This window comes from Candidatus Aeolococcus gillhamiae (genome assembly GCF_016464765.1).
GTDB classification, from domain to species: Bacteria; Chloroflexota; Dormibacteria; order Aeolococcales; family Aeolococcaceae; genus Aeolococcus; species Aeolococcus gillhamiae.
The window spans coordinates 58,921-84,527 of record NZ_JAEKNS010000074.1; the positions used below are offsets into that span (position 1 = coordinate 58,921).

Genomic DNA, 25,607 nt, shown 5'->3' on the forward strand with positions numbered 1-25,607 from the left:
GCGGCGATGGCCGAGGTCCTCTGCACCCTGCCCCTGCCCGCGCCTTTCGAGGAGATGGTTCGCCCGCGGGCGTCGCTCAGCGTTCTCGGACGGATCGCTCCCAGCGCGGAGCTGGCCGAGCGACTGCGCGCACACCCCGTCGACGTGCTCTGCCCGCAGCTGAGGGATCCGATCACCGCCGACCTGCTCGACGCCGGCCTGCCCACGCTTCGCTGCGTGTCGCTGTACGCGGTGGGGTACAACAACGTCGACGTGGACGCCGCGACCCAGCGCCACATCGCGGTGAGCAACACACCCGGGGTCCTCACCGACGCCACCGCCGACTGCACGCTGGCCCTGCTGCTGGCGGCGGCTCGGCGGATCTGCGAGGGCGACGCGGCGGCCCGCGCCGGCGCGTTCCAGGGGTGGGAGCCGGACTACATGCTCGGCATGGAGCTGACCGGCGCGCTCCTCGGGGTGGTTGGTTTCGGGCGCATCGGCCAGGCGGTGGCGCGGCGCGCGCTCGGCTTCGGCCTGCGCATCGCCTACTCCACCGACGTCGAGGTCAGCATCGACGCTGATATCCAGGGGCGCGTCACGGAGCTGCCCATCGCCGAGCTGCTCAGCACCGCCGACGTCATCTCCCTGCACGTCCCGCTCACCGACGCCACGCACCACCTCATCGACGAGCGTGCCCTGCGCTCGATGCGGTCGAGCAGCGTGCTGGTCAACACCTCCCGCGGCCCGGTTGTCGACGAGACCGCGCTCGTGCGCGCGCTGCGCGAGGGATGGATCGCCGCTGCCGGTCTCGACGTGTACGAGAACGAGCCGCAGCTGGCGCCCGGCTTGGTGGAGTGCCGCAACGCCGTGCTCTCGCCGCACCTCGGCAGCGCGACGGTGGCCACGCGCGCGGCGATGGCACGGCTCACCGCGCAGAACTCGCTCGACGCCATCGACGGCCGCGTGCCGACCAACTGCGTGAATCCGAGCGCGTGGGAGGGGGGCGCTCCGCCCGCTGTTTCGTGACGCCACGCGCGATCGAGGATCTGCCGACCACCTTCACACCGCGCGCTGCGGTGCTCGACATCGACGGCACACTCATCGACGACGACCTGGTGCTGCAGCCGCGGACCGCAGCGGCGGTGCGCCACGCCACGGTGCCGATCATCCTCGCCACCGGCAGGATGTACACGTCCGCCCTGCCCTGGGCGCGCGAGCTCCAGGTCAGCCTCCCGCTGGTCTGCTACCAGGGCGCGCTGGTGCGCGCGCTGCCGCGCGGCGACACACCCGGGCAGGTCATCTTCGAGGAGGGCCTCGCGCCTGCGGTCGCGCTGGCCGCGATCGCGATCGCTCGCGAGCACGACTGGCACCGCCAGGCATACGCCAACGACATGCTGTACTGCGAGCAGGACAGGCCCGAGGCGCACCTCTACGCCGCGATCGCCCAGGTGCCCATCCAGTTCGTCGAGGATCTGGACGAAGTGGTCCGTAACGGCAGCACCAAGGTGGTGTGCGTCAGCGAGGACCGCGCCGTGGTCGAAGCCTGCGTGAAGGCGCTCACCGAGGGTCTCGGTGACCGTGCCCGGGTGACCCGGTCGATGAGCAGCTTCATCGAGGTGGTCAGCCCGCGGGTCAACAAGTCGCTGGCCATCGAGCTGGTCTGCTCCACGCTGGGTTTGTCGCTGTCCGAAGCGGTGGCAGTGGGCGACGCGCCCAACGACATCGAGATGCTCAAGGCGGCCGGCTGCGGGGTGGCAGTTCGGGGCGGGCGACCAGAGGTGCTGGCCGCGGCCGACGCCACGTGTGGCGTTCCGGCGGAGGCAGGAGTCGCCGACGTGCTCGAGCATTTCGGGCTGACCGGGACGGCGCTGTCACTCGCGCCTTCGATGCGATGATCGGCACAGCCATGCCCGCGCCGACCGATTCCCACACGCTGCTCCGCCGCGCCGGGCTGCGCTCGACGCCGCAACGGCAGACCGTTCTCGACCTGCTCGGCGACGGCGACCACCGCCACCTCACCGCCGACGACATCTGGCGCGCCGCGGCCTCTCGCCATCCGTCCTTCAACCGCTCCACCGCGTACCGCGTGCTTGAGCAGCTCTGCGACGCGGGCATCGTGCAGCAGACGAGGTTCGGTGACAGCGCCCACTTCGAGATCGCCGGGGCACCCCAGCGGCATTACCATCTGGTGTGCCGCAGCTGCGGGAGCATCGAGAACCTGCCTAGCGACGGTCTCGCCGACATCACCGGCCGTATGGCCCGTCAGCACGGTTTCACCATTCGCAGCGTCGACCTCACCATCGAGGGTGAGTGCCGCAGCTGCCGCCGCGGAGTCAGTCCCCGAGTGTGAAGCCGCGGCCGCGCTTGCGGCCGAGCTCGCCGCGGGCGACGCGCTCGCGGAGCAGCGCCGGCGGTGTCCAGCGCTCCTCGCCGGTCTGGCCGTGACCCTCCTCGAGGATCGCCTCGACGACGTCGAGCCCGACCAGGTCGGCGATGGCGAACGGCCCCATCGGCCAGCCCAGGCCGTCCCGCACCGCCTGGTCGCAGTCGCTGATCGAGACGAAGCCGTTCTCGACGAGCGCGAAGGCCTCCTGCATGGCGATGAAGAGGATGCGGTTGGCGACGAAGCCGAACGTCTCGCGCTCCACCAGCACCGGTGCCTTGCCGATGACGCGGACGAAGCTCATGGCCGCCTGCACGGTGGCGTCGCTGGTGTGCGCGCCGCGCACCACTTCGACGAGCGGCATCACCAACGCCGGGTTCATGAAGTGGATGTTGAGCAGCCTCTCATCGTTGGGCACCAGCGCAGCGAACAGCGAGCTCGGCAGCGTCGAGCTGTTGGTGCCGATGATCGCGTCCGCGGCCGCGTGGCGGCCGATCGCCTCCATCACAGCGCGCTTGGTCTCGCGATCCTCAGCGACGGACTCGATGACGAGGGCGGCGCCCGTCAAAGCCTCAGCAAGATCGTTGGTGGTGGAGACGCGCTGCAGAGCAGCCTCGCACTCGGCGCCGTCGAGCTTGCCCTTCTCAACGCGCTTGCGCAGCAGTCCCGCGCACTGCTGCTGCGCCCCATCAAGCCGCTCGCGGCTGCGGCTGAACAGCCGGACGTCGACGCCATACAGCGCAGCCTGGTGAGCGATCTGCCCACCCATAGCGCCGGCACCGACGACGCACAACGGCCCTACTCCGGTTCCGTCACCCATGGCGGCGCAGTCTAGTTGACGCGGACGTCAATCCTTGTTTGGGAGGGACCTCCCCGCCCCAGGGTTTGGACGATCCCGCGCGTCAGCCTCCGGCGCCCCCGGAGTCGCGGCCGGGTGCCGTCATAGCTTCGGGGTCGAGCAGGGTGGTCAGCTCGTCCTCGCTGAGCCCGGTGCGCTCGCGGGCGACCTCGCGGATGGTGCGGCCGCTCGCGTAGGCCTCCTTGGCGATGGCCCCCGCCTGGTCGTAGCCGATACGCGGCGCCAGGCTGGTGGTGGTCATCAGCCCGCGCTCGACGAGCGCCGGTCCGTTCTCGGTGGCACGCAGCCCGTCGACGCAGCGGGTGGCCAGGTTGCCGGCGCTGTTGGCCAGGAGCGAGATCGACTGCAGGAGGTTGTACGCGGCCACCGGCATCATCACGTTGAGCTCGAGGAGAGACCCGGCCGCGCCAGCGAACGCGACGGTGGCGTCGTTGCCGATCACCTGGGCGGCGACCATGGTCACCGACTCGAGGATGACCGGGTTGACCTTGCCGGGCATGATCGAGGAGCCCGGCTGCACCGCTGGGATTTCGATCTCCGCGAGCCCGGCGCGCGGCCCGAAGCCCATCAGGCGGATGTCAGAGGCGATCTTGTAGAGCGACACGGCCACGCTGCGCAGCGCGCCGCTCGCGGCCACCACGCTGTCCAGCGTCGCCTGCGCCTGGAAGTGGTTGTCGCTCTCGACGAAACCGATCCCCGTGGCCACGGCGAGGCGCGCGATCACCCGCGCGGGGAACTCGGGATGCGTGCCCACGCCGGTGCCGACCGCGGTGCCGCCCAGCGCCAGCTCGCGTAGCTCGGAGAGGCCCTGCGAGACACGGCGGCGGCTGCGCTCCACCTGGCCGGCGTAGCCGAGGAACTCCTGGCCGAGGCGGATCGGGGTGGCGTCCTGAAGGTGGGTTCGGCCGGTCTTGATGATCGGCCAGAACTCCTCGGACTTGGCGCGCAGCGACCTCTCCAGCGCGCTGAGCGCGGGGAGCAGGTCCTCGTGCAGTCCCACCGCGGCGGCGACGTGGATGGCTGCCGGGATGACGTCGTTGCTCGACTGACCGGCGTTGACATGGTCATTGGGATGCACCGGGATGCGCGAGCCGCGCTCCCCACCGAGCAGCTCGATCGCGCGGTTGCTGATCACCTCGTTGGCGTTCATGTTCGTGGAGGTGCCGCTGCCGGTCTGGAAGATGTCGATGATGAACTGGTCGTCGAAGCGGCCGTCGACCACCTCCTGCGCCGCGGTCTTGATCGCCTCGGCGAGCGAAGGGTCGAGCAGGCCGAGCTCCTCGTTCACCGCCGCGGCGGCCTGCTTGATGAGCCCGAGCGCGCGGATGAAGGAGCGGTTGAAACGCAGCTCGCTGATCGGGAAGTTCTCCTGCGCGCGCATCGAGGTGGCGCCGTAGTAGGCGTCGGCGGGAACCTCGAACTCGCCCATCGAGTCGCGCTCCGTGCGGCCGGCGGCGTTGCTGCTCATGGCTGGCGCTCCGCGGGCTGCGCGGCCCCCGGCTCGCCGCCCGCCTATTGGTGGATCGGGATGATCATCTCGAACTCCGCGCCCTCGCCGGGTCCGGAGCGGGCGAACACCTCGCCATTGTGGCGTTCGGCCACGGACTTCACGATGAACAGCCCGAGCCCGCTGCCGGGCACCTTGCGCTGCCGCTCGGCGACCGAGCGGAAGTACTTGTCGAACAGGTGGGCGGCGTCCTCGTTGGGGAATCCCTGGCCCTGGTCGCGCACCACGAAGTGGGCGCCGCTGTCGTCGCCGAACGCGCGCACCGCGATCGTTGACCCCGGCGGCCCGTGCTTGACGGCGTTGCCGACCATGTTGGTCAGCGCCAGCGTGAGCCGGCGGCGGTCGCCACGGATGGTGACGCCTGACTGGACGTCGGTCTCGATCACGGTGTCACGCAGCTTGGCTTCCATGCTGACGTGGTCGACGGCGCCGGTGACGATCTCGTCGACGGAGACGACCTCGAAGTTGAGCTGGTCATCAGGGTCCTCGAGGCGGGAGACCTCGGCGATGGCGTTGACCATGCGCACCATCATCTCCGTGCTGGCGGTAATCCCCTCGATGGCCACCATCGCGGTCTCGGGGAGCTGGCCGAGCATCCCGGTGGAGAGCAGCTGCCCGTAGCTATTGAGGATGGTCAGCGGCCGGCGGAGCTCGTGCATGGTGATGCTCATCGACGTGCCCCGGGCGCTGGTCGAGGTCGTCATGGTGCTGAGGCGGCCGGCCAGCAGCGCGGTGACGGAGGCGGCGAGGCGACGGCCGATCTGGCCCACCTCGTCGGCTGCGGCCTCGGCGAGCGAGAGGCGTTCGTCATCGGTCATCTCGTCCGCGGCCACCTCGATCGAGGCGCGGCGCAGGGAGGCGAGCCGCGACAGCGCGGCTTCGAGGCGCTGGTCGATGCCGGCGGGCTTGTCACCCCCGAGGTCGAAGAAGGCGTTCAGCGGGCGCAGGTCGTCGGCGGTGAGGGCGACGAGGACGGCGTTGATGAACTGGCGGGGGCCGCGGTCACCCCCGCTGGACGAGCGGCTCTCCTGCTCCGCGCTGCCACGACGCATGACGTCGGCGACACGCTCGGCATGGGCAGCCAGGAAATCGCTGAACTGACCGGTCATGGGCCGTTCGAGTGTATTGGCTGCGAGTTCGGGACAGTCGAGCCGTCAACGAGGCGTTGCCGTCCGTTGCAGCCTGCGGTCAGGCAGCTCGGTCAGGCGGCGTGGGCCAGCTCGTGCACCGCCGCCGATTCCGCCTGGGCGACCTCCTCGATGGACGATGCCACCCGCTGCCTGCGGTGGCGCATCCACAGCCCGGCGCCGAGGATCCCGAAGGGAAGCATCTGGAGGTCGACGAGGACCGCGATCGCCGCGGCGTGGCCGACGGAGACGCCGGCGTGGGTGAGCATGCCGACCAGCACGCCCTCGCGGATGCCCAAGCCGTTCACCGAGAACGGGGTGAGCGTGGCCACCAGGGTGACCGGGATTGCGACCGCGAAGATCGTCCAGCTGACGTCGACGCCGATGGCGCGGGCGAAGATGTCGAGCGCCAGGATGTTGACGCCCCAGCCGGCGGCACCGACCACGATGCACTGCGCGATGGCGTGGGGGTGGCGGCGGTAGCCGGAGAAGGTCTGCGCGAAGGAGCTGAGGGTGCGCAGGAAGGCCCGTGAGCTGCGCTCGAAGAAGTGGCGGCCGACGATGCGGTCCGCGGCCAGCGCGGCCATCCAGGCCATCACCATGACGGCGGCGAAGATGCAGGCGCCGATGAGCGAGCCGAGGCCGATCCAGCCGCGCAGCAGGACGGCGGCGGCGAGGCCCCAGAATGCCATGCCCATGGTCCCCGCCATCCGGCTGCCGGCCAGCGAGGCAAGGATCTTGCCGTGGCCGACCACCTTGCCCATCTCGACGGTCCGCATCGCGTCGCCGCCGACACCCGCGGGGAGCAGCTGGGCGAAGAAGAGGCTCTGCAGGTAGGACGAGAAGAGGCGGGGCCAGCTGAAGAGGTGGTGATGCTGGCGGTGCTCGCCGTTGTCAACGGGGTTGCGGACGCCCAGGCCGGCGCTGCTGCGCAGCAGAACGCCCCACTCGAAGACCGAGGCGAGGCAGGCGATCGCGGTGAGGACGAGCGCGAGCGACGCCCAGCGCCAGTCGGCACCAATGAGGCTGCGGCCCGCCTTCCCCATGTCGACGTTGTGGACCAGGAATGTGATCCCGACGAGGGTGCCGCCAATTCGCAGCCACTTCGAGCCGAGCACGGCGCGCACGCGGGTCATCACTCTCCTCACGTCAGCCATTGGAACACCGCCGTACCGATCGGGTCGGTACGGTCGGTGGTCCGTCACCCTCTTTAACGAGCGCCGTCAACAAACCATTACACCGTCGCGAGATCTAGTCGATTCACGCGTTAAGTGCCTGTGGCGCGTTCGCCACGCGTTACCGGGATGTGCGAACGCGACCAAGCGCATCGAGCAACGTCGTTGCAGCGATCCTCGCACCTCCGGACGCTCCCGGGGCCGTGTCAACAGCGCCGCCGCGGACCGCCTAGCTGGGGTCGCGCCCGGAGAGCCCGATGAGGCGATCCTGCAGCGGCGCATCGTCCGGGACAGCCACCGCGGCCCGGTATACGCCGATGGCACGCCAGGCCTCCATGTCCGGGCTCAGCTCGTCCCACATTCCCTGGACGAGGTTCGGCGGCAGTTCCGTACTGACGCCGATCCACCGGGCAATGTCGAAGGCGCGGAATCCACGGAACGAGGTGGTATGGCGGAAATACTCGCCGGCGGCGAAATCGCCGTACGAGAGGTGCACGATGCGGCCCGAGTCGTCCAATCCCTGTGCAGCGGTGACGGCGGCGTCGCTGTACCGCCGGTAGTCGACGTCCGCGTCGGTTTTGAGGTGCTCGTACGCATCACCAACCTCGGCGGCGGTCCGGCCGGCGAGAACGTCGGGCACCCATGCCGAGTCGTACGCGTGGTAGTTGACGATCTCGCGCAACGACGCGTCGCCCTGACCGCCGCTGTGGAACCACTCCGGCTTGCGCTGGTCCCATTGCTCAGGGCGGATCTGGTCAATCACATCGGCCAATGCCTGTTCGGCGAGGATGAATACGTCGCGTTCTTTCACCTGGCACCTCGTCATCCTGGGCGGTTGCGCTGTTGATTGTCGCGGTGCGGGGCGTACCATCGCGCCGCATGCCGGTGCTCAGAGCTCTTGATCAATGACCCTCACGCTCCGCCGTCCGACCGATGCGGAGTATGCGGCCTGGTCGCGGGTCGCGCTCGAGGAGTACATCGACGAGATGGTTGCCTCGGGGAGCATGAGCAGGAGGTCCGCCGCGGAGAAAGCGCGAACCGAGGACGCGGAGCTGCTGAGCGCCGGGCTCGACACGCCCGGTCAGCTGATCTTCCGGGTCGAGGGCGACGGCCAACCCGTTGGATGGCTTTGGTTCGGGCTCCAGCAACCGAAACGCGAGCAAGGTGTCGGCTTCATCTACGACATCAGCATTGACGAGGCCTTTCGCGGCCGGGGATACGGTCGCGCGGCGATGAAGGCGGCCGAAGAGGAGGCACGCAGGCGCGGGCTCACGGCTCTGGTGCTGAATGTCTTCGGCCAGAACGCCGTGGCGCGGTCTCTGTACACGAGGCTCGGCTACCGCGAGACGTCAGTGCAGATGCGCAAGGAACTGTGACGGCTGATACGCGACGCTGGCATAAGAGACTGACGTCCCTCACTCGTCGTGCAGGTACGGCTCCTTGAATGTCGTCTGCTCAGCGTTGAAGATCAGCTCGATGTCGTCGGTCGGGCCGTTGCGGTTCTTGGCAACGATCAGCTCGGTCCGCGACTTGTCGATGTCCGGCTTGTGCATGCCCTCGCGGTAGAGGAAGAGCACGACGTCCGCGTCCTGCTCGATGGCGCCGGAGTCGCGCAGGTCGGACAGCTGCGGACGCTTGTCGGTACGCTGCTCGCTGGCCCGCGACAGCTGGGACAGCGCCAGCACCGGGACCTCCAGCTCCTTGGCCACCGCCTTGAGCCCCGAGGAAATGTCCGACACCTCCTGGACGCGTGACTCCTGGCGCCCGCCCTGCATGAGCTGGAGGTAGTCGATGATCACCAGGCCGATGCCGTGCTGCGATTTCATGCGCCGGGCGCGGGCGCGCAGGGTGGCGATGGAGAGCCGCGGCGTGTCGTCGATCCAGAGCTCCGCCTGGGTCAGCTTGTCCATGGCGGCGGCGATGCGCTGGAAATCGAGCTGGCTCGCCTGGCCGCTGCGCAGCACGTGCGAGTTGACCATCGCTTCGCTGCAGATGAGCCGCTGGGCCAATGCCTGACGGCTCATCTCGAGCGAGAAGATCGCCACCGGGACGCGCGCCAGCACCGCGGCGTTGCGCGCGATGTTGAGCGCGAACGACGTCTTGCCCACCGACGGCCGCGCCGCCAGGATGATCAGCTCCTGGGGTTGCAGCCCTTGGGTGAGCCCGTCCAGGCGCGCGTAGTTGGTGCGCACGCCGTTGATCAGCTCCTTGCGCTGGAGCCGCTCCTCGAGCATCTCCCAGGTGTCATGCACCAGCCGCGCGATGTGCGTGGCCTCGCCGCCGCGGCGCGCCTGGCTGATCGCGAAGATGCGCTGCTCGGCGGACTCGATGGCGTCGACCGCGGTGACCGCGTTGTCAAAGCCGAGCCGGGCCACCTCGCCGCCGGCGGCGATGAGGCGGCGGCGCAGCGCGTGGTTGATGACGATCTCGGCCCAGTGGCGCACCGACGCCGCGGTCGGCACCTCCAGGGTCAGCTCGGAGATGTAGTCGAGGCCGCCGGCGCGGCCGATGCCAGGGCCGCGCTCGAGCTGAGACTGCAGTGTCACCTCGTCGATCGGGTCGCCACGATCGGCGAGCGCAGTCGCGGCGCGATAGATGTGCGCGTGGCGCTCGGCGTAGAAGTCCTCGGGTTCGAGCAGGTCGCGGATCTCGGCGATGGCGGCCTGGTCGATCATCAGCGAGCCGAGCACCGCGCGCTCGGCGCCGAGGTCGTTGGGGGGCACGCGTCCGGACGTGATCGTCCCGGTGACGTTGACCGCGATGTCGGAGGCGGGTTGCGAGGTCACTGGGCGGCGACGACGACGCGCAGTGTCTCTGTGACCTCCGTATGCAGCTGCACGGTGACCTCGTGCGGACCCAGCGACTTGATCGGAGGCTCCACCTCGATCTTGCGTTTGTCGATGTCGAGGCCGGCCTCGCGCTTCAGCTGGGTGGCGATGTCGGCGTTGGTCACCGACCCGAAGAGCCGGCCGCCCTCACCCGTCTTCGCGTAGATGGTCACGGTCAGCTTCTTGAGCCGCGCCGCCGCCTCGCGCGCCTCGGTGAGCGCCTTCTCGACACGGCGGCGATTCGCCTCCTCACGCTGCTTGATCTGCTCCACCGCGCGGTCGTCGGCGACCACCGCGAGCCGCTTGGGGAGAAGGTAGTTGCGGGCGTAGCCGGGCGAGACCTCCTTGACGTCGCCGGCCTTGGCCGTGCCCTGGACCTCCTTGACGAACAACACCTTCACGCGCCCACCCCCGTGTGCTCGGTGGCCGGCTCTTGGGGAAGTGCCTGGTGATGCGAGGCCGCGTCGCCGTGATCGAAGCGACGCGAGATCATGGTGGCAACTCGCTCTCCACCGCGCAGGTCCTCGTCGAAAACGCTGCGGCCTTCGAGGACCTGCTGCTCCACGTCGTTGACCACGTCATCCGGACATGCGGCGATGAAGAGGCGCAGCGCGAGCAACGACAGCGCCACCATGTCGAGCTCGCCGACCACCGGGATGGCCGCGGGCAGGTCGATGAACGGTGTGACGATCACCGCGAGGCCGGCACCGAACGCGATCTTGGTGTGCAACGGCACGCGCGCATCGCGCATCAGGCAGTAGGCGAGGCGCGCCTGCCGGGGGAGGTCGACGGCGAGACGCTTGAGGAAGCGAAGTCGGCTCAACATGGACCGCGTAGTCTAGGCCGGTCGCCGCGCCACCCGTGAGTGTTTCAGCCCTCGAACAGGTCGCGGTGCTCCTCCAGCCAGCGCCGCGCCGCGTCGGCGTCGCCGGGGGGAACCGCGCCGTCGATGACAGCCTCCTCCACGGCGCGCTGGACGCGTCCCACCCATGGTCCCGGCCTCCGCCCGCCCGCGAGACGGACGATCTCGTTGCCGTCCACGGGTGCGCGCAGGTGCGAAACCGCGCCGCCGGCGTCGAGCCGCGCCATGCGCTGCTCGAGCTCGTCGATCGCGTCGGTGTCGGGAAACGAGGAGGCGTGAGTGTCGGCTCGCGCCAGCTCCAGCAGCCGGTTGCGCTGGTCACCGATGTCGCGCACCAGCCGTCGCACCGCGGCGTCGCCCCACCCCTTGGGCTGGTACTGGATGGGGCGCAGGTGATGGCGCACCAGCAGCGCGGTGGCGGCGATCTCCTCGTTGCTGAAGCGCAGCCTCGAGAGCAGGTCGGTGGCCATGGTCGCGCCGACGCCGGCATGGTCGTAGAAGGTGTGCTTGCCGTGCTCGTCGATGGCGTGCGTGGGCGGCTTGCCGACGTCATGCAGCAGCGCGGCCAGGCGTGTCAGCAGGTCCGGCGACACCCCGGCCACGGTGTGGGCGCTGTGGTCGAAGACGTCGTAGATGTGGAAGCCGCCCTGCTCGACGCCGACCATCGACTCCAGCTCGGGCAGCCACACCGCGAGCAGGCCGCCGTCGCGGAGCACCTCGAGCCCGGCCCGCGGGTGCTCGGACGTGAGCAGCCGGCGGAGCTCCTCGGCGACCCGCTCCGCACTGAGGATCTCCGACCGGCGCGCCATCCGGCTCATCGCCGCGGTGAGGCCTGGGGCGGTGGTAAAGCCGAGCTGGGCGGCGAAGCGCGCCGCGCGGAACATCCGCAGCGGGTCCTCGCTGAAGGTCTGCTCGGGATCGAGCGGCGTGCGCAGCACGTGGTGGCGGAGGTCGTCGAGCCCGCGTCCGGTGACGTCGATGATGCGGCCGTCGAGCGTCTGGCAGAGCGCGTTGACGGTGAAGTCCCGGCGCCAGATGTCCTCCGCGAGGGTGCCCGGGCGCACGTCCGGCTTGCGTGAGCTCGCGTCGTAGCTCTCGGCGCGCGCCCGCACCACCTCGACCACGAACCCGCCACCGCGGACCTGCCCCGTGCCGAAGCGTTCGAAGCGCTGCGGCGGCGCCCAGTCGAAACGGCGGGCGATGTCGGCGAGGACTCGTGTGCCGTCGTCACCCACGGCGAGCAGGTCGATGTCCTTGACCTCCCTGCCCAGCAGACGGTCGCGCACGAAGCCGCCGACGAGGTATGTCTCGATGCGCGCAGCCGCGGCCGCGTCAGCGATCGCCTCGATGAGCCGATCGTCGGTCAGGGGCAGCTGATGCTCGCGGACCTCGACGGTCACGCGATGCCCATCCCGAGCACGACGGCGGAGCCGCTGCGCCGCAGCAACGACACGGCGGTCAGGGCCGCGATCGCGGCGCAGGCGGCGGCGCCGAGGAACACGACATGGAGCTCGTCGATCGCAGCCCCGGTCACCAGGTTGTTGTACGCCACGCAGTTGAGGGGGGTGGTCGGGCACAGGCGGGCAGGGTCGGGCAGCATCGCCTGCACACTGTAGAAACGTCGCAGCCCAATGGCGGTGAGCAGCGAGAGCCCGGCCAGCATGCCGACCATCCGTGCGGCCACTGTGAGCGACGCGGCCATGCCGTGCAGACGCTGCGGCACGACCCCGAGGATGGCGGCGGTGATCGGTACAATCGCCAGGCCGAAGCCGAGACCGCAGCCCGCCAGCTCGAGGTCGGTGGCGTGCAGCCAGGAGATCCCCGCGAGCGGGTCGCTGAGCGCCGTCGCGGACCAACCAGCCATGAGCACGAACATCAGCGCCGCGAGCACCATGCCGCCGCCGGCGACCCCGCGGTAGCCGGCCCGCCCCACCAGTAGCCCGCCAAGCACCGCGCCCAAGGGGACCGCGACAAGCAGCCGGGCCAGCACCAGCGCCGCGGCGACCTGGGAATCCGGGTCGACGGTGGCGCGGGCGAAGACCGGCACGTCGACCAGCGCGGCCATCAGCGCCGCCCCGACGGCGAGGTTGGTGACCAGCGAGCCCACCGCCGCGCGATTGCGCAGGGCGCGCAGGTCGACGAGCGGGTCCGCGGTGCGCAGCTCACGGAGCACGAAGAGCGCGGTGAGCACCGTCGCGGCCGGCAGCAACACGGGTGCGGAATCGCCCACCACCGCGCGCTGGGGGTCGGCGCTGGCGAAGGACACCACCACGCAGCCCAGCACCAGCGCCACCAGCGCTCCGCCGATCCAGTCGAGTCGCTGCAGGCCGCGCTTCAGGTCGCGGATCGGGAGCAGCGGTCGCACGGTCGCGGGGACGGTGAGCTCACGGACGAGCAACGCGAGTGCGCTCAGCAACGCCAGCAAGGCAATCGGTGAGGTGATGCCGGTGTCGGTGAGCAACGGGGTGAACGCGGCTCCGGTGGTGATGTTGTCCTTGAGCGCCGGTGGTGCCGCCACGGCCAGCACCGTGGTCGCGGCGCACACGGCGGCCAGCGTCCAACCCGCACGGTCCGGCCGCCTTGCGGTCGACACGCGCTGTCCGCGACTCCACGGTGCACGCACCCCGGCAGCGACCATCGCGGCGAGCGGCATGTTGACGTAGAAGATGGCCCGCCACGTGCTGGCGGCACTCAGCGCGGCGCCGTACAGCGGACCGACGACGCTGCCGAATTCCTGCACCGCTCCCACCATCCCGAGCGGGACGCCGCGGCGGCGCGCCGGCCAGAGGTCGGCAACGAGTGCCAGCGTCACCGGCACCAGGCCGCCACCGCCAGCTCCCTGTAGCGCCCGGCCCGCCACGACCTCGCCGAGCGTGTTCGCCGACGCGGTGAGCAGCGAACCGGCCGCGAAGAGCAGCAGGCACGCGGTGAGCACCGGCGCCCGGCCGTAGAGGTCGGAGAGCCGACCCAGCAGCGGCAGCGCCGCCACGTAGCCGACAAGGAACCCGCTGATGATCGGGGTTGCCTGCTGAAGGTGCGCCAGGTCGATGCCGACGGAGGTCATGATCGCGGGCAGCGTGATCACCACGACGTACGTGTCGGCGGCCCCGAGCAGGACGCCCGCGGCGGCGAAGCCAAGACGCAGCCGGGCCCCGCGCGGGGCCTGCCCGGCGGCGCCGGCCATCTCAGCCGGCCGGTGGCGTAATCGTCACGTTCTCGCCGAACTTGTCAAGAACGACGGTGAATGTGCTGGCGTGGGCCTTGTCGAAGAACGGTCCTACCAGCGACACGCGGCGCAGCTGATGGGTGCCGGCGTCGACGCCGACGGTCGCCTGCACAGCTTGCGAGGGGTCGGCACTGGTCAGCAGCTTGGCGACCAGCGCTCCCGGGATGGAGCATCCCACCTCGTCGAGCTGCTCGCCGTTGAGCAGGTCGGCGCTCTTGTTGGTGGCTCCCGAGCAGGACGTGAGCAGGCTGGACAGGCCGTGGTTGGGATCGAGGAATTGTGCCGGGTCGCCAAAGCCGTAAGCGCTCGGGTCGGTCCTTTCGTAGCGCGGGGTCAGGGGTGTCTGCGCGTAGAACACCCCGCCGGTGGACACCACGTTGACGGTGACCGGGAAGCCCGCGGCGACGACGCTGAGGCTGCCTGTGAAGCTGTCAGGCCGGCGCGCGTCACCCTGGCCGCCCGTGATCAGGGTGCCGTTGCCGACCGCGCCCTGGCTGGTGAGCGTGAAATGCAGCGCCGAGGCGGAGTCGATGCTCTGCTTGGCGTCACGCAGCAGCTGAGCGGGGTCGAGCGTGGCGTTGGTGCTCGATCCGCACCCGGCGAGCATGGTGAGCACGATTCCGACGACGAGCAGACGGCCGGGGCCACGCACGCGACTCCTCCCTCGTGTTCTGCGAGGCAGTATAGACAGCGATGACGACGACACCGGAGCAGCCGACCGTTGCCGCAGGACAGTTCTTCGACCTCGACATTCGCGTTGGGCGCGTCCTCGAATGCGAGACGTTTCCCGGCGCTCGCCAGCCCGCCTACCGCATGCTCCTCGACTTCGGCGAGTTGGGCGAGCGGCGTTCGTCGGCACGGCTCACCGACAACTACACGCCGGAGCAGCTGATCGGCACGCTGGTGGTCGCGGTGGTCAACCTGCCCCCCAGGCAGATCGGGCCGGTGCGCAGCGAGGTGCTTGTGCTCGGCGCCTACCAGCACGGCACCCATGCGGTGGCGGTGCTGCGCCCGGACGGCGCCTGCCAGCCCGGAGACCGAATCGGCTGAGCTGGCGAAGGCTAGGCGACGGGGGCACTGCGTTCCCCCCTCGGGCACCCCCCAGCTCAGCGGTGTCAGCGGTTCGCTGCCCGGAGGATCAGCCAGCAATGCCCAGAGCGCGGCCTGCCTGTCGGCCATCTCCAGCACGGACCTGTACACCTATAGCGGCGTGAACCTGGCCACGGGCAGCACGCCGAGTACGGCGACACTTCCGCAGAGCTGCTCGACCACGGCGGCTGGAACGCAGAACTCGAGTGACACGCCCACAGTCGGGGTGCAGCCGCTGCTGATCCTTGTGCTCGTACTCATCGTGCTCGGCATCGCCGCCACCGTCCTGCGATCGCCTCTGCGCTACGCCACGGCGCTGGCAGCAGCGCTCGCCGCCGCCATCCTGGTCGTGGTCAGCAACAGCACCGCGCACAACGCGGTGAGCGAGAAGATTACCGAGCTGGCCAACAGGTCGAGCGGTTCGTCCAGCCTCGGCCTCCAGGGCGTCGGCGGGGTGGGCAGCTTCTTCAACATCCATGCCGCCATCGGCTTCACGCTCATCCTCATCGCCCTGCTGCTGGCCGTCGTCGTCAACGCCGCGGGACTGATCGCCGGGTCGGGGCTGCGCATGGCTCACGCTCCACTCACCGCAGTCGGGCCGGCGCACGCTGCCGAGCCACAACCATGGCCGCCGCCGCAACCTCCGGCGGTCTGAGCCTCAGCGGACGGCGACCGACTCCGCGACGGCGCGCGCCGGAAGACCCGCGCATGCACGCAGCCGGTTGATGTTGTCCAGGTCGGGGCCGCGGTGCTCCTCGCCCGGCACCTCGATGAGCCACGGGACGCCGTTGAGGCGGCCGTCCTCGAAGAGCAGCCGGAAGGCGTCGATGCCCATCTCCCCCTCACCGATGTTGGCGTGGCGATCGACGTTGCTGCCCAGCGGCTTGCGCGAGTCGTTGGCGTGGACCAGGGCCAGCCGGTCGAAGCCGACGTCCTCCCCGAAGCGGTCGAGCGTCGCGGTCACCTGGTCGCGGGTGCGCACGTCGTAGCCGCTGGCGAACATGTGCTGCTGCGTGTCGAGGCACACGCCGACGCGGTCCGAGTCCACCGCGGCGACTATGCGACCCAGCTGCCCGAAGTTGCAGCCCACGCAACCACCCGAGCCCGCGCTGTTCTCGACGATCAGCTTGGCGGGAGAGCGGGGCACGGTGTCGAGGATCTCCCGCATCGCCCCGGCCATCTGCTCGAGCATGCCGTCGAAGCCGGCCCCGAGGTGGGAGCCGGGATGGAACACGACTCCGTCGGCGTTGAGCAGCTCCGCGAGCTGCATGTAATGCACGAGCGACCCGATCGACTGCCGCAGCAACTGCTCCGTGGGCGTGGCCAGGTTGATGAGGTAGACCGCATGTAAGTAGTGCCCGCGCAGTCCCGAGGCGGCGTACTTCTCCAGGTAGGTCTGCCGCACCGCCTCGTCGAGCCGCAGTGGGCGCCACCACCCCTGAGCTGGGGGTGTCCGAGGGGCGAACGCAGTTCCCCCTTCGTTAGTGGGAAAACTGCAGCCAGGCGGCCGCGACCAGACCGAGCACGATGACCGCGTAGCGCAGCGGCTGGTCGGGGATGCGGCGCGCCGCTGCCGCGCCGATGCGGCCACCCACCAGCGTCGACGGGGCAAGGACCAGCGCGAATCCCCAGTGCACGGGGGCGAAGAATGCGAACACGATCCCTGAAACCAGGTTCATGATGCCAGTGAGCGGCACCTTGATCGCGTTGAGCCGGTGCACCGTGTCATCAACGGTCACCGCGAGCAGGGCGAGCACGATGACGCTCACCGCCGCACCGAAGTAGCCGCCGTACACCGCGGTCAGCAGCATCCCGGCGCGCAACAGCCACGTGCGTCGGGTGCGGCCGCTCTCGAGCGCGCTGGCGATCCGGCGCTGCAGGAGGAGCACGACGCAGGCGACCACGATCAGCAATGGCACCACCCTGTTGAAGGCCTGAGCCGGAGTGGTCAGCAGCAGAACGCCGCCGCCGATTGCGCCGACGATCGAGAACGGAAGCAGGCGGAGCAGGCGCGACCTCTGGCCGCGCAACTCGCGTCGCATGCCGACCAGGCCGCCGAGTGCCGCCGGTGTGATCCCGATGGTGTTGGTGACGTTGGCGTCGAGCGGAGGCAGGCCGATGGCGACGAGCAGGGGAAAGGTCAGCAGCGATCCGCCCCCGGCCACCGTGTTCGCTGTGCCTGCCATCAGCCCGCCGGCTAGGACCAGCAGGGCGTCGCGCAGGCTCATCGCGCTGGCGGTGCTTGCGTTACTGGCCGCCGAGGAAGGGGATGCCGTACGTCTCGAGCCGCGACCCCACCGACGACGGCCACACCTCGGCGATGGCGTCCGCCGTCCAGCCACCGTCGCGGTACGCGGCGCTGATCTCCTGCGGGTGCGACCAGAGCGAGAGCTTGTCGCCGCCCAGCCCGATGCACTGGCCGGTCACCTCCTTGGCCGCGTCGGAGCAGAGGAAGACGAGCAGCGGCGCGACGTCCTCGGGCATGCCCATGCCCATCTGTTTGCGGAAGAGGTCGGGCAACGGTTCGCCCTTCTCAGCGCTCTCCACCATTTCGGCCATTCCCGGGATGCTCGCGATCATCCGGGTGATCGCGTTGGGCACGATCGCGTTGACGGTGATCTCGGCGCGGGCCAGCTCCATCGCCCAGGTGCGCGCGCAGGCGGCGATGCCGGCCTTGGCGCCCGCGTAGTTGGTCTGACCGAAGTTGCCTCGCTGACCGGCCCACGACCCGACCACCACGATGCGGCCCCCGCGACCCTGCTCGCGCATGCGCACTGCCGCGGCTCGCGCGCACGTGAACGTGCCGCGCATGTGCGTCTCGATGACCGCGTCGAAGTCCTCGTCGGTCATCTTCCAGAGCACCCGGTCGCGGAGGATGCCGGCGTTGGTGCACATGATGTCGATGCCGTCGAAGCTGTCGACCGCGCGCTGCACGAGGCGCTCCGCGGCGTCGGTGCTGCCCACCGCGACCACCTCGGCGACCGCCTTGGCTCCGCCATCGGTCAGCTCCTTGACGGTCTGCTCCGCGACCTCGCCGTCGACGTCGTTGATGACCACCGAGCACCCGGCCTCGGCCAGCGCACGGGCATACGCACGGCCGATGCCGCGACCGCTCCCGGTGACGACGGCGACTTTTCCGTTCAGGTCCACTGCTTCTCCCCCGGGCTGTGTGTGCAAGCGCGCCGTATTGTCGCGGTCCGGTCTGCGCGTGCGCCTCTCAGCCGCCCAGGCGGCCGCCGGCGAGCAGCTCAGCGACCACGTACCCGACCCATGGGAGGCCTGCGAGGAGCAGCCAGCGCCCATGGGCGGAGCCGCTGCGCAGCAGTGCGAACAGGTAGACGGCGGTGCCGAGGGTGAGCAGACCGCTCAGGACGCCGTTGAAGTCGGGGCTCCAGGGCGTGAAGCTGAGTCCGATGAAGCCGAGGACGCATGCCTGGAATGCCGACGACCCGGCCACGTTTCCGAACGCGAGGTTGTCATCCCCGCTGCGGATCCAGAGCACACTGTTGATCGTCTCGGGCAGCTCGGTGGCGACCGGAACCACGATCAGGGCGAGCGTGAGCGGGTTGGTGTGCAGCGACTGCGCCACCTGGTTGAGGGCGCTGACGAAGAGGTCGGACCCGACGATGAGCATGGCCACAGCCCCGGCCAGCTGCAACGCGATCAGCAGCGACGCGGGATCACGGTTGTGCCAGCGCACGATGTGGAGGGGCTCCGGCGCGGCGTGGGCCGGCGCGCTGCCGCGGAGGGTGGCGCGCACGTAGAGCGCGTACGCAAGCAGCAGGCACGCACCCACGGGAATGCGCACCGGACGGGGCAGCACGATGGCGATGAGCACGACGGAGAAGGCGCCGATGAAGAGGCCCAGGTCACGGCGCACCTGGCCGGTGTCGAGCTCGAGGCGGCGCCGACGGCTGCGCATGACCACCGCGACGCCGGTCAGCGCGGTGCCGACGCCGAGCAGGAGAAACGCGGAGCCGAGCACTGCTCCGGTGGCGACGGACGCGGCGGACGCCTGGCCTCCAATCAGGGCGATGACAGGCACCACGGTCTCGGGCAACGACGTCCCCAGCGCAGCGAGGAGGCTCCCGGTGGCGCCGCTCGCCAGCTTCATGCGGAATCCGGCCCACTCCACCGCGTTGGTGAACAGCTCCGACGCGGCGACGATGAGGATGAGACCGCCGCCGAAGAGAAGAGCCTCGCTCACGAACGGCCTCGCAGGCGATCGAGCGGCGCCCCCAGCCAGCTGGTGCCAAAGGCGACGACGGTGCGCGGGGTCACCGGCTGCACGCGATGCACCGGTGGAGCTCCCTCCGACCGCGCCAGGGCGTCGTACACGCGCTGCCGCGACCACGGAAACGCAGTCCGCGGGATCCGGTCGGCGCTGACGAAGATCGTCCGGATCGCCTCGACGCTCCAGCGCGCGCGGCCGCCGGCGATCTCGCCCAGGAACACGGCGTCGGCAGCGTTGCGCAGCCCGCTCCACGAGTACACGCCTACCAGGCCGCGGATGTTGACGCGGTAGCCGGTCTCCTCCTCTGTCTCACGCACCGCCGTCTCCGCAGGGTCCTCGTCAGCCTCCACGTGACCGCCGGGCAGCTCCCAGCCCGGCGGGAAGGGGCGCAGCTGCAGCAGCACGCGCGAGCCGTCGACGATCGCCACCTGCGCGCCCTGCACCGGCCACACCACCCCATCCACCACCACATGCGGGGGGCGGTGCGCCCGGCGGTCGCGCCGACTCAATCGAGCTCGACGCGCTTGGGTCGCCGCGATGCCGGCGTTGTGGCCGCCTTGCGCGACCGGGGCCGGCGCGGGGTGCGGCCGCTGTTGTGCTCGATGATCACGGCGATCGCGAGCAGCAGCTCGCGCTGCGCGTTGAGCAGGTGCAGCTGCGCTTCCGGTGGCACCAGCTCGTGAAGCGAGTTGGCCAGCAGTCGGAGGGCGTCGCTGAGAACCTTCGGCGGTGCGGTTCCGTCCGCGCTCATTTCGCCGCACCCGAGAAGGTGACCCTGAGCACGCCCTCATCGAGCTTGCCCTTGGTGACCTGGGTGCCGTTGAGCACGCGGGGCAGGCTGATCTCGCGCTTGTACGGACCGACGCTGACGAACAGCTCGCCGGGGCGGTGGGTGATGTCGACCTCGTCCTTGCCCACGAAGGGAAGTTGGAGGTGCAGCTCGTAGCCCTTGCCCACCTTCTTGAGGCTCTGCGAGACGGTCGTGTGGAAGTGCTGGGTAGGGTCGCTGTCACCGAAGATCGCCTCGGCCATCTCCGCCAGCGACTTGAGGCCGACGATCTCGTGGTTGAACAGTGGAGTGCGCCGGATCGGCACCGGCGAGAACGCGAGGTCGACCAGGGCGTCGTACTTCTTCTGCGACTTGTGCCAAGCGTCGAAGTACTCGTCGGTGACCTCGTCGGGGAGCACGCGGTTCACCACCACGAGGTCGGTGAGGTAGTCGTACAGGCAGAGGTAAGTGAAGGCGCGCTGTGCCTCCTTGACCACCATCTTCTCGAGGTTGAGGACCAGACGGATGGTGCACACCTTGGGGTCGCCGAGGATGTTCTTCATGCCGTCGAGGTCGAAGAGCAGGTCCTTGACGTGGCCGAAGATGTCGTCGGTGGGGAGAGGGATGTTGGTGAACGGCTGCACCATCGGTCGAGCCACCTTCCACACCTTCCGCTCCAGCGGGAAGATCTTGGTGAGGTACCAGCGCGCCACGTCAGGAAAGGCGAGCAGCTGCAGGGTCTCGCCGGTGGGCGCGCAGTCCACGACGACAACGTCGAACTTGCCCTCCTCCTTGTGGCGCTTGATCCACATCAGGCTGGCGACCTCCTCCATCCCCGGCGGCGTGGCCATCTCCTCGGCGACGAAATCGTCGACGCCCCAGGACGCGAAGAGCGCGATCAGGTAGTTGTGAACACGCTCCCAGTGCTCCTCCATCTCATGGAGCGCGTTGATCTCCTGCGCGTAAAGGTTGGTGGTGACCTTGGTGGGGTGATCGCCGAGCTCCATGTCGAAGGAGTCGCCCAGGGAGTGCGCTGCGTCGGTGGAGATGATCAGGGTGCGATGCCCGAGCTTGGCGCACTTGACCGCCGTGGCGGCGGCGACAGTCGTCTTGCCGACCCCCCCTTTGCCGGTGTAGAGGATGACCCTCACCGGCGCTACTTCACCACGTTGCTGACAACAATGTCAGCAATAACGATGAGGGTTATCATCAGCGCCGCGATCACGGCGACCCGGCGCAGGTCGGCCGGGACGTAGGGGACGCGATCGAACGGGATCGCAGCGTCCTCGCTGTCGAGCGGCTGGATGTAGCTGGTGTTCTGGCCCCGTGCCGGCTTGGTGCGCCCGACCGGCGCGGCGGCCGGCGAGACCCGCTCGACGCGGCGACGGCCGGGGTCCGCGGCGCCGAGGTCGACAGCCACCGACGCGGCAGGCTGGAGGTCCTCCGCCTCGACGGCGACGCCCGACGGCGCGGTTGCGGTCGGCGGCGCCACGGAGGGGCCTGGGCGCCGCTGAGCGGCGCGCTGCTTCTGCTTGCGGGTCTTCTTGGCCATGACGCGCGCCAAGGGTATCGGATCACGCGCGAGCCCAACCCCAGCGCTTGCACGCAACCCTGCATGATGTGGTACTGTCCGGCCGGAACCACAAGATGTGGGGTGTCTCGTCCCCTTCATCGGGAACCATGGGCAGCAGGCGCCGGGAACCCGCACCACTCCCGGCTTCACGTCTTCGTCGAGGCCGACCCCATCCGGCGCCATTCCCCACGCGGCCTTGTGACCGCGCGGGGACCCCCGCTCCTTTTCATAGAGGGGCGATGCGCCCCTCTCGCTCCGCCGGCAGAGCCGGCTGCGCTCACTCCCCACTCGGCGCGATGAATCGCGCCGGCTCCCTGCGCTCGCTTGTCGCGGCAAATGTTGTCAGCGCAGGCGAATTCACTTCGCCGGAGTTGACACCGCTTCATGGGGGGTGTCCGAGGTGAACGCAGTTCCCCCTTCGCTACTACAGATTGAACCTGAAGTGGACAACGTCGCCGTCTCGCATCACGTAGTCCTTTCCCTCGAGGCGCTGTTTGCCGTGCTCTTTGAGTGCGTTGTACGAGCCGGCCGCGAGCAGGTCCTCGGCGTCGCTGACCTCGGCGCGGATGAAGCCCTTGGCGAAGTCGGTGTGGATGGTGGCGGCGGCGTCGAGCGCGGTGAGGCCGCGACGCAGCTGCCAGGCGCGCACCTCCTTCTCGCCGGCGGTGAAGAAGGTGATCAGGTCAAGGAGCCCGTAGGCGTGGCGCGCGAGCAGGTCGAGGCCCGGCTCGGCGATGCCGAGGTCGGCGAGGAAGGCGCCGCGGTCCGCCGGCTCGAGCTCGGCCAGCTCCGCCTCGATGCGCGCGGAGATGACCACGACGTCGGCGCCGCCCTGTGCGGCGCGACCGCGTACAGCGGCCGACGGCTCGGCGATGGCGGCGCCCTCGGCCACGTTGACCACCACGACCATCGGGTTGGCGGTGAGCAGCCAGAGGTCGTGGAGGGTGGCTCGTTCGTCGGCGCCCAGCTGCATGGTGCGCACCGGCGCCCCACCGTCGAGATGGTCGCGCACGCGCTGCAGCACCGCGACGGCCTCCGTCGCCTGCTCCTTCTCCTTCTGCAGGCGCACCGTCTTCCCCACCTTCTCGAGGCGCTTGGTCACGGTCTCGAGGTCGGCGAGCTGCAGCTCGAGCTCGATGACGTCGATGTCGCGCACCGGGTCGACGCTGCCCTCGACGTGGGTGATGTCGGTGTCCTCGAAGTCGCGTACCACCAGGGCGATGGCGTCGCATTCGCGGATGTGGCCGAGGAACTTGTTGCCGAGGCCCTCACCGCGACTGGCGCCGCGCACCAGGCCGGCGATGTCGGTGAACGTGACCATCGCCGGGATCACCTTGGGGGGATGGAAGAGTTCGGCGAGGCGATCGAGGCGCGTGTCTGGGACGGGGACCATGCCGGTGTTCGGCTCGATGGTGGTGAAGGGATAGTTGCCCACCGCCGCGCCCGCCCTGGTCAGCGCGTTGAAGAGCGTCGACTTGCCGGCGTTGGGCAGGCCGACGATGCCGACCGAGAGGCTCATCGCGACCGGATCACAGCAGCTCCAGCTCGAACGCGCGGTGCAATGCGCGCACGGCGTCCTCGATGCGGGCGCGGTCGATGATGCAGGTGACCCGCATCTCGCCGGTGCTGATCATGCGGATATTGATCGACTGGTCGGCGAGCGCTTCGCAGATGCGCGCGAACACCCCCGGCGCGCCGAGGATCCCCGAGCCCACCACGGTCACCTTGGCAATGTCGCGGTCGGCGTCGTAGCCGTCGGCGCCCACTTCGCCGACGACGCGCTCCAGGACCGATTGAGCGCGCGCCAGCTCGGACTCAGCCAGGGTGAACGAGAGGTCGGTGTGGCCCGAGTGGCTGACGTTCTGGACGACTATGTCGATGTTGATGTGCGCCTGCCCGAGCGGACCGAACACGGCCGCGGCGATCCCCGGCCGATCGGGGACGCCCAACAGCGTCACCTTGGCGACGTCGGTTTCGTGCGCGATCCCACGGACCTTGGGGCGGTCTTCCATGTCCTGCTGCCTGTGGATGAGGGTGCCGGGTGAGTCCACGAATGCGGAGCGCACCCGGATCGGCATGGAGTATGCCTCGCCGATCTCCACGGCCCGCGGATGCATGACCGTGGCGCCGGCCGAGGCGAGCTCGAGCATCTCGTCGTAGCCGATCTCCGCCATGGGGCGCGCTTCGCTCACCACACGCGGGTCGGCGCTGTGGATTCCTTCCACGTCGGTGAATATCTCGCACTCGTGCGCACGCAGCGCCACCGCCAGGGCGACCGCGGTCGTGTCCGACCCGCCCCGGCCGAGGGTGGTGATGTCGAGCTGGTCGGTGGCTCCCTGGAACCCGGCCACGATGACCACCCTGCCGGCGGCGAGCTGTTCGATCACCCGCTCGGGGACGATGTCGGTGATGCGCGCGCTGCGGTGGGCGCCGCTGGTGCGGATGCCCGCCTGCATCCCGGTGAGCGAGACCGCGTCGACGCCGCGTGCGTGCAGGGCCATGGCGAGGAGCGGAGCGGTCACGGTCTCGCCGGTGCTGAGCAGCATGTCCATCTCGCGCGACGGCGGATCGTCATCGAGCTGGTGAGCGAGCGCGGTGAGCTCGTCGGTGGTGTCGCCCATCGCGCTGACGACGACGACGACGCGGTCGGTGGTGCGCCGTGTGGCCGCGACGCGCTGAGCGACAGCGCTCAGCTGGTCGATGCCGGCGACGCTGCTGCCGCCGTACTTCTGGACGACGGTCACGCGCGCACCTCGACCCGTGCCCCGAAGTTGCGCGGGCGCAGGGTGAGCGCGGTTCCGGGCACCGCCAGCCGCTCCGCGGCTGTCTGCATCGCGGCGCTGACCGTTTGCGGATCGCGTGAGCACAAGGCGAGCACGGACGGGCCCGCGCCGGCTAGACAGGCGCCGTCCGCGCCGGCGTCGTACGCCGCCTCGATCAGGACACCCGTCGCCGGTAGCAGTGCGGCTCGCTGCGGCTGGTGCCAGCGGTCATCCATCGCCTCGCGCAGGGCCCCGTAATCGCGCAGCATCACGGCGCGGACCAGCAGCGCGCAGCGCGCTGCGTTGAAGATCGCGTCCTCGCGCGAGAACTCGCGAGGGACCACCGCGCGGGCCTCAGCCGTGGTGAGTCGCTCGTCGGGGGTGAAGATCACCGCGTGCATCTCGTCCGGTGCGTCGACGCGCTGGACGGCTGCGCCCGGGGCGCAGATGACCAGGCCCCCCATGAGCGCGGCGGCCAGGTTGTCGGCGTGACCCTCGAACCCGCCGGCGCAGTCGAGGATGTCCCGCTCGTCCCACCCGGCGCGGTGCAGTGCGACGGCGACGAGCACACCGCTGAGCGTCGCCGCAGCGCTCGATCCCATCCCGGCTGCGATCGGGATGGCGTTGACGCAGCGGAGCCGCACGCCCCGTTGGGAAGCGGGGACGTCGAGGCGCGCGCACGCCTCGATGTAGGCCCGGGCGACCAGGTTGTAGTCAGGGTCCAGCAGCTCGGGGAGGCCCCCGACATCCTCCAGCTCGATGGCGATGGCACCGTTGTCGGTCGCGGTTGCGACGACCTCGTTCTGCACCTGCAGCGCCAGCGCGAGCATGTCGAAGCCGGGGCCGAGGTTGGCCACGCTTGCCGGGACGCGGACCGTCGCCCGCATCACAGACCGAGCGCCGCCGCGAGCGACCCCGCGTCGCCGTCGATCGTGGTGGGGCCGCGCAATCCCTCCGCCGCGGTCGCCGCGTCCTTGAGCCCGTTGCCGGTGAGCACGCAGACCACCGTGGTGCCGCGCGCGACCGTGCCGTCGCGCATGGCGGCGCGAAGAACCGCCAGCGAGGCCGCCGACGCCGGCTCACAGAACACCCCCTCGACGTCAGCGAGGTCGCGCTGCGCCGCGAGGATCTCATGGTCCTCGACCGCGAGGATGGCGCCCTCGGACTCGTCGCGCGCCTCGACGGCCCCCTGCCACGACGCCGGGTTGCCGATCCGGATCGCGCTCGCCACGGT

General features: G+C 69.9%; 29 protein-coding genes. 6 read left to right on the top strand and 23 right to left on the bottom strand.

The window, feature by feature from the left end; all coding sequences use genetic code 11:
• The first annotated feature begins 6 nt into the window (after nt 1-6).
• The 3 genes from JF886_RS06970 to JF886_RS06980 are packed head-to-tail and all read left to right on the top strand — an operon-like array spanning nt 7 to nt 2,329.
• Nucleotides 7-1,005 (top strand): 2-hydroxyacid dehydrogenase, encoded by a 999-nt coding sequence (locus JF886_RS06970; RefSeq protein WP_337310921.1) that lies wholly within the window; start codon nt 7-9, stop codon nt 1,003-1,005.
• The gene (locus tag JF886_RS06975; protein WP_337310923.1) at nt 1,002-1,874 is read left to right on the top strand and encodes an HAD hydrolase family protein; all 873 of its coding nucleotides are present in this window, start codon (nt 1,002-1,004) and stop codon (nt 1,872-1,874) included. The genes JF886_RS06970 and JF886_RS06975 overlap by 4 nt, the downstream gene beginning before the upstream one ends.
• 11 nt (nt 1,875-1,885) lie before the next feature.
• Complete coding sequence (locus JF886_RS06980; RefSeq protein WP_337310925.1) at nt 1,886-2,329, top strand: Fur family transcriptional regulator; 444 nt, start codon at nt 1,886-1,888, stop codon at nt 2,327-2,329.
• Here JF886_RS06980 and JF886_RS06985 read toward each other — a convergent pair.
• The 5 genes from JF886_RS06985 to JF886_RS07005 all read right to left on the bottom strand — a co-directional run bounded on the left by JF886_RS06985 (nt 2,313) and on the right by JF886_RS07005 (nt 7,841).
• Nucleotides 2,313-3,182, bottom strand: coding sequence for a 3-hydroxyacyl-CoA dehydrogenase family protein (locus tag JF886_RS06985; RefSeq protein WP_337310927.1), 870 nt, complete (start codon nt 3,180-3,182; stop codon nt 2,313-2,315). The genes JF886_RS06980 and JF886_RS06985 overlap by 17 nt on opposite strands.
• Before the next feature lie 82 nt (nt 3,183-3,264).
• A complete protein-coding gene (locus tag JF886_RS06990) occupies nt 3,265-4,689 on the bottom strand; it encodes a class II fumarate hydratase (RefSeq protein WP_337310928.1) in 1,425 nt (474 codons plus the stop codon).
• 44 nt (nt 4,690-4,733) lie between these two features.
• Nucleotides 4,734-5,837, bottom strand: coding sequence for a sensor histidine kinase (locus tag JF886_RS06995; RefSeq protein WP_337310929.1), 1,104 nt, complete (start codon nt 5,835-5,837; stop codon nt 4,734-4,736).
• Nucleotides 5,838-5,929: 92 nt separating this feature from the next.
• A complete protein-coding gene (locus JF886_RS07000) occupies nt 5,930-7,003 on the bottom strand; it encodes a lysylphosphatidylglycerol synthase transmembrane domain-containing protein (protein ID WP_337310930.1) in 1,074 nt (357 codons plus the stop codon).
• A 256-nt stretch (nt 7,004-7,259) separates the two neighbouring features.
• Nucleotides 7,260-7,841 (bottom strand): DinB family protein, encoded by a 582-nt coding sequence (locus JF886_RS07005; RefSeq protein WP_337310931.1) that lies wholly within the window; start codon nt 7,839-7,841, stop codon nt 7,260-7,262.
• Between the two features lie 94 nt (nt 7,842-7,935).
• On the opposite strand from JF886_RS07005, the gene JF886_RS07010 reads away from it, so the two are divergent.
• Entirely contained in the window at nt 7,936-8,406 is a 471-nt protein-coding gene (locus JF886_RS07010) for a GNAT family N-acetyltransferase (RefSeq protein ID WP_337310932.1), read from the top strand.
• Between the two features lie 39 nt (nt 8,407-8,445).
• Here JF886_RS07010 and dnaB read toward each other — a convergent pair whose 3' ends face one another.
• From dnaB to JF886_RS07040, 6 genes are read right to left on the bottom strand one after another with little or no spacing between them, the layout of a single operon-like run.
• A complete protein-coding gene (gene dnaB / locus JF886_RS07015) occupies nt 8,446-9,816 on the bottom strand; it encodes a replicative DNA helicase (protein ID WP_337310933.1) in 1,371 nt (456 codons plus the stop codon).
• Nucleotides 9,813-10,259 carry a 50S ribosomal protein L9 gene (rplI, locus tag JF886_RS07020; RefSeq protein WP_337310934.1) on the bottom strand — a complete coding sequence of 149 codons (447 nt, stop codon included), beginning with the start codon at nt 10,257-10,259 and terminating at the stop codon, nt 9,813-9,815. The genes dnaB and rplI overlap by 4 nt, the downstream gene beginning before the upstream one ends.
• A complete protein-coding gene (locus JF886_RS07025) occupies nt 10,256-10,684 on the bottom strand; it encodes a hypothetical protein (RefSeq protein ID WP_337310935.1) in 429 nt (142 codons plus the stop codon). The genes rplI and JF886_RS07025 overlap by 4 nt, the downstream gene beginning before the upstream one ends.
• Nucleotides 10,685-10,728: 44 nt before the next feature.
• Nucleotides 10,729-12,120 (bottom strand): CCA tRNA nucleotidyltransferase, encoded by a 1,392-nt coding sequence (locus JF886_RS07030; protein ID WP_337310937.1) that lies wholly within the window; start codon nt 12,118-12,120, stop codon nt 10,729-10,731.
• Nucleotides 12,117-13,904, bottom strand: coding sequence for an MFS transporter (locus JF886_RS07035; protein ID WP_337310939.1), 1,788 nt, complete (start codon nt 13,902-13,904; stop codon nt 12,117-12,119). The genes JF886_RS07030 and JF886_RS07035 overlap by 4 nt, the downstream gene beginning before the upstream one ends.
• Nucleotide 13,905: 1 nt before the next feature.
• Nucleotides 13,906-14,598: an LppX_LprAFG lipoprotein gene (locus JF886_RS07040; RefSeq protein ID WP_337310941.1), complete on the bottom strand. Its 693-nt coding sequence runs from the start codon at nt 14,596-14,598 to the stop codon at nt 13,906-13,908.
• Nucleotides 14,599-14,639: 41 nt separating this feature from the next.
• Here JF886_RS07040 and JF886_RS07045 point away from each other — a divergent pair, with 41 nt between their 5' ends.
• Both JF886_RS07045 and JF886_RS07050 read left to right on the top strand, forming a co-directional pair.
• Complete coding sequence (locus JF886_RS07045) at nt 14,640-14,996, top strand: tRNA-binding protein (protein ID WP_337310943.1); 357 nt, start codon at nt 14,640-14,642, stop codon at nt 14,994-14,996.
• 160 nt (nt 14,997-15,156) lie between these two features.
• Nucleotides 15,157-15,690: a hypothetical protein gene (locus JF886_RS07050; protein ID WP_337310945.1), complete on the top strand. Its 534-nt coding sequence runs from the start codon at nt 15,157-15,159 to the stop codon at nt 15,688-15,690.
• A 3-nt stretch (nt 15,691-15,693) separates the two neighbouring features.
• Here JF886_RS07050 and JF886_RS07055 read toward each other — a convergent pair whose 3' ends face one another.
• The 12 genes from JF886_RS07055 to JF886_RS07110 all read right to left on the bottom strand — a co-directional run.
• Nucleotides 15,694-16,626: a deoxyribonuclease IV gene (locus tag JF886_RS07055; protein ID WP_337310947.1), complete on the bottom strand. Its 933-nt coding sequence runs from the start codon at nt 16,624-16,626 to the stop codon at nt 15,694-15,696.
• Nucleotides 16,517-17,263: a sulfite exporter TauE/SafE family protein gene (locus tag JF886_RS07060; protein WP_337310949.1), complete on the bottom strand. Its 747-nt coding sequence runs from the start codon at nt 17,261-17,263 to the stop codon at nt 16,517-16,519. The genes JF886_RS07055 and JF886_RS07060 overlap by 110 nt, the downstream gene beginning before the upstream one ends.
• Nucleotides 17,264-17,282: 19 nt before the next feature.
• Nucleotides 17,283-18,185, bottom strand: a complete 903-nt coding sequence (locus tag JF886_RS07065; RefSeq protein ID WP_337310951.1) for an SDR family NAD(P)-dependent oxidoreductase — start codon at nt 18,183-18,185, stop codon at nt 17,283-17,285.
• A 67-nt stretch (nt 18,186-18,252) separates the two neighbouring features.
• On the bottom strand, nt 18,253-19,242 hold the full coding sequence (locus tag JF886_RS07070) for a sodium:calcium antiporter (protein WP_337310953.1): 990 nt from the start codon (nt 19,240-19,242) through the stop codon (nt 18,253-18,255).
• The gene (locus JF886_RS07075; protein WP_337310955.1) at nt 19,239-19,733 is read right to left on the bottom strand and encodes an NUDIX hydrolase; all 495 of its coding nucleotides are present in this window, start codon (nt 19,731-19,733) and stop codon (nt 19,239-19,241) included. The genes JF886_RS07070 and JF886_RS07075 overlap by 4 nt, the downstream gene beginning before the upstream one ends.
• A 41-nt stretch (nt 19,734-19,774) precedes the next feature.
• A complete protein-coding gene (locus tag JF886_RS07080; protein WP_337310957.1) occupies nt 19,775-20,020 on the bottom strand; it encodes a hypothetical protein in 246 nt (81 codons plus the stop codon).
• Nucleotides 20,017-21,189, bottom strand: a complete 1,173-nt coding sequence (locus JF886_RS07085) for an ArsA family ATPase (protein WP_337310959.1) — start codon at nt 21,187-21,189, stop codon at nt 20,017-20,019. The genes JF886_RS07080 and JF886_RS07085 overlap by 4 nt, the downstream gene beginning before the upstream one ends.
• A 5-nt stretch (nt 21,190-21,194) precedes the next feature.
• Nucleotides 21,195-21,590 (bottom strand): hypothetical protein, encoded by a 396-nt coding sequence (locus JF886_RS07090; RefSeq protein ID WP_337310961.1) that lies wholly within the window; start codon nt 21,588-21,590, stop codon nt 21,195-21,197.
• Between the two features lie 445 nt (nt 21,591-22,035).
• Nucleotides 22,036-23,130, bottom strand: a complete 1,095-nt coding sequence (gene ychF, locus JF886_RS07095; protein WP_337310963.1) for a redox-regulated ATPase YchF — start codon at nt 23,128-23,130, stop codon at nt 22,036-22,038.
• Between the two features lie 10 nt (nt 23,131-23,140).
• Nucleotides 23,141-24,355 (bottom strand): aspartate kinase, encoded by a 1,215-nt coding sequence (locus JF886_RS07100; RefSeq protein ID WP_337310964.1) that lies wholly within the window; start codon nt 24,353-24,355, stop codon nt 23,141-23,143.
• Nucleotides 24,352-25,260 (bottom strand): homoserine kinase, encoded by a 909-nt coding sequence (thrB, locus tag JF886_RS07105; RefSeq protein WP_337310966.1) that lies wholly within the window; start codon nt 25,258-25,260, stop codon nt 24,352-24,354. The genes JF886_RS07100 and thrB overlap by 4 nt, the downstream gene beginning before the upstream one ends.
• On the bottom strand, nt 25,260-25,607 hold a 348-nt coding region (locus JF886_RS07110), incomplete at its 5' end, for a pyridoxal-phosphate dependent enzyme (protein WP_337310968.1). The genes JF886_RS07110 and thrB, both read right to left, overlap by 1 nt.

What these genes read in the sequence shown, in the direction of transcription:
- JF886_RS06970 (WP_337310921.1), top strand. Translation starts at nt 7, where the DNA reads ATGGCCGAGGTCCTCTGCACCCTGCCCCTGCCCGCGCCTTTCGAGGAG.
- JF886_RS06980 (WP_337310925.1), top strand. Translation starts at nt 1,886, where the DNA reads ATGCCCGCGCCGACCGATTCCCACACGCTGCTCCGCCGCGCCGGGCTG.
- JF886_RS06985 (WP_337310927.1), bottom strand. Translation starts at nt 3,182, where the DNA reads ATGGGTGACGGAACCGGAGTAGGGCCGTTGTGCGTCGTCGGTGCCGGC.
- JF886_RS06990 (WP_337310928.1), bottom strand. Translation starts at nt 4,689, where the DNA reads ATGAGCAGCAACGCCGCCGGCCGCACGGAGCGCGACTCGATGGGCGAG.
- JF886_RS06995 (WP_337310929.1), bottom strand. Translation starts at nt 5,837, where the DNA reads ATGACCGGTCAGTTCAGCGATTTCCTGGCTGCCCATGCCGAGCGTGTC.
- JF886_RS07010 (WP_337310932.1), top strand. Translation starts at nt 7,936, where the DNA reads ATGACCCTCACGCTCCGCCGTCCGACCGATGCGGAGTATGCGGCCTGG.
- JF886_RS07025 (WP_337310935.1), bottom strand. Translation starts at nt 10,684, where the DNA reads ATGTTGAGCCGACTTCGCTTCCTCAAGCGTCTCGCCGTCGACCTCCCC.
- JF886_RS07035 (WP_337310939.1), bottom strand. Translation starts at nt 13,904, where the DNA reads ATGGCCGGCGCCGCCGGGCAGGCCCCGCGCGGGGCCCGGCTGCGTCTT.
- JF886_RS07045 (WP_337310943.1), top strand. Translation starts at nt 14,640, where the DNA reads ATGACGACGACACCGGAGCAGCCGACCGTTGCCGCAGGACAGTTCTTC.
- JF886_RS07060 (WP_337310949.1), bottom strand. Translation starts at nt 17,263, where the DNA reads ATGAGCCTGCGCGACGCCCTGCTGGTCCTAGCCGGCGGGCTGATGGCA.
- JF886_RS07080 (WP_337310957.1), bottom strand. Translation starts at nt 20,020, where the DNA reads ATGAGCGCGGACGGAACCGCACCGCCGAAGGTTCTCAGCGACGCCCTC.
- JF886_RS07090 (WP_337310961.1), bottom strand. Translation starts at nt 21,590, where the DNA reads ATGGCCAAGAAGACCCGCAAGCAGAAGCAGCGCGCCGCTCAGCGGCGC.
- ychF (WP_337310963.1), bottom strand. Translation starts at nt 23,130, where the DNA reads ATGAGCCTCTCGGTCGGCATCGTCGGCCTGCCCAACGCCGGCAAGTCG.
- thrB (WP_337310966.1), bottom strand. Translation starts at nt 25,260, where the DNA reads ATGCGGGCGACGGTCCGCGTCCCGGCAAGCGTGGCCAACCTCGGCCCC.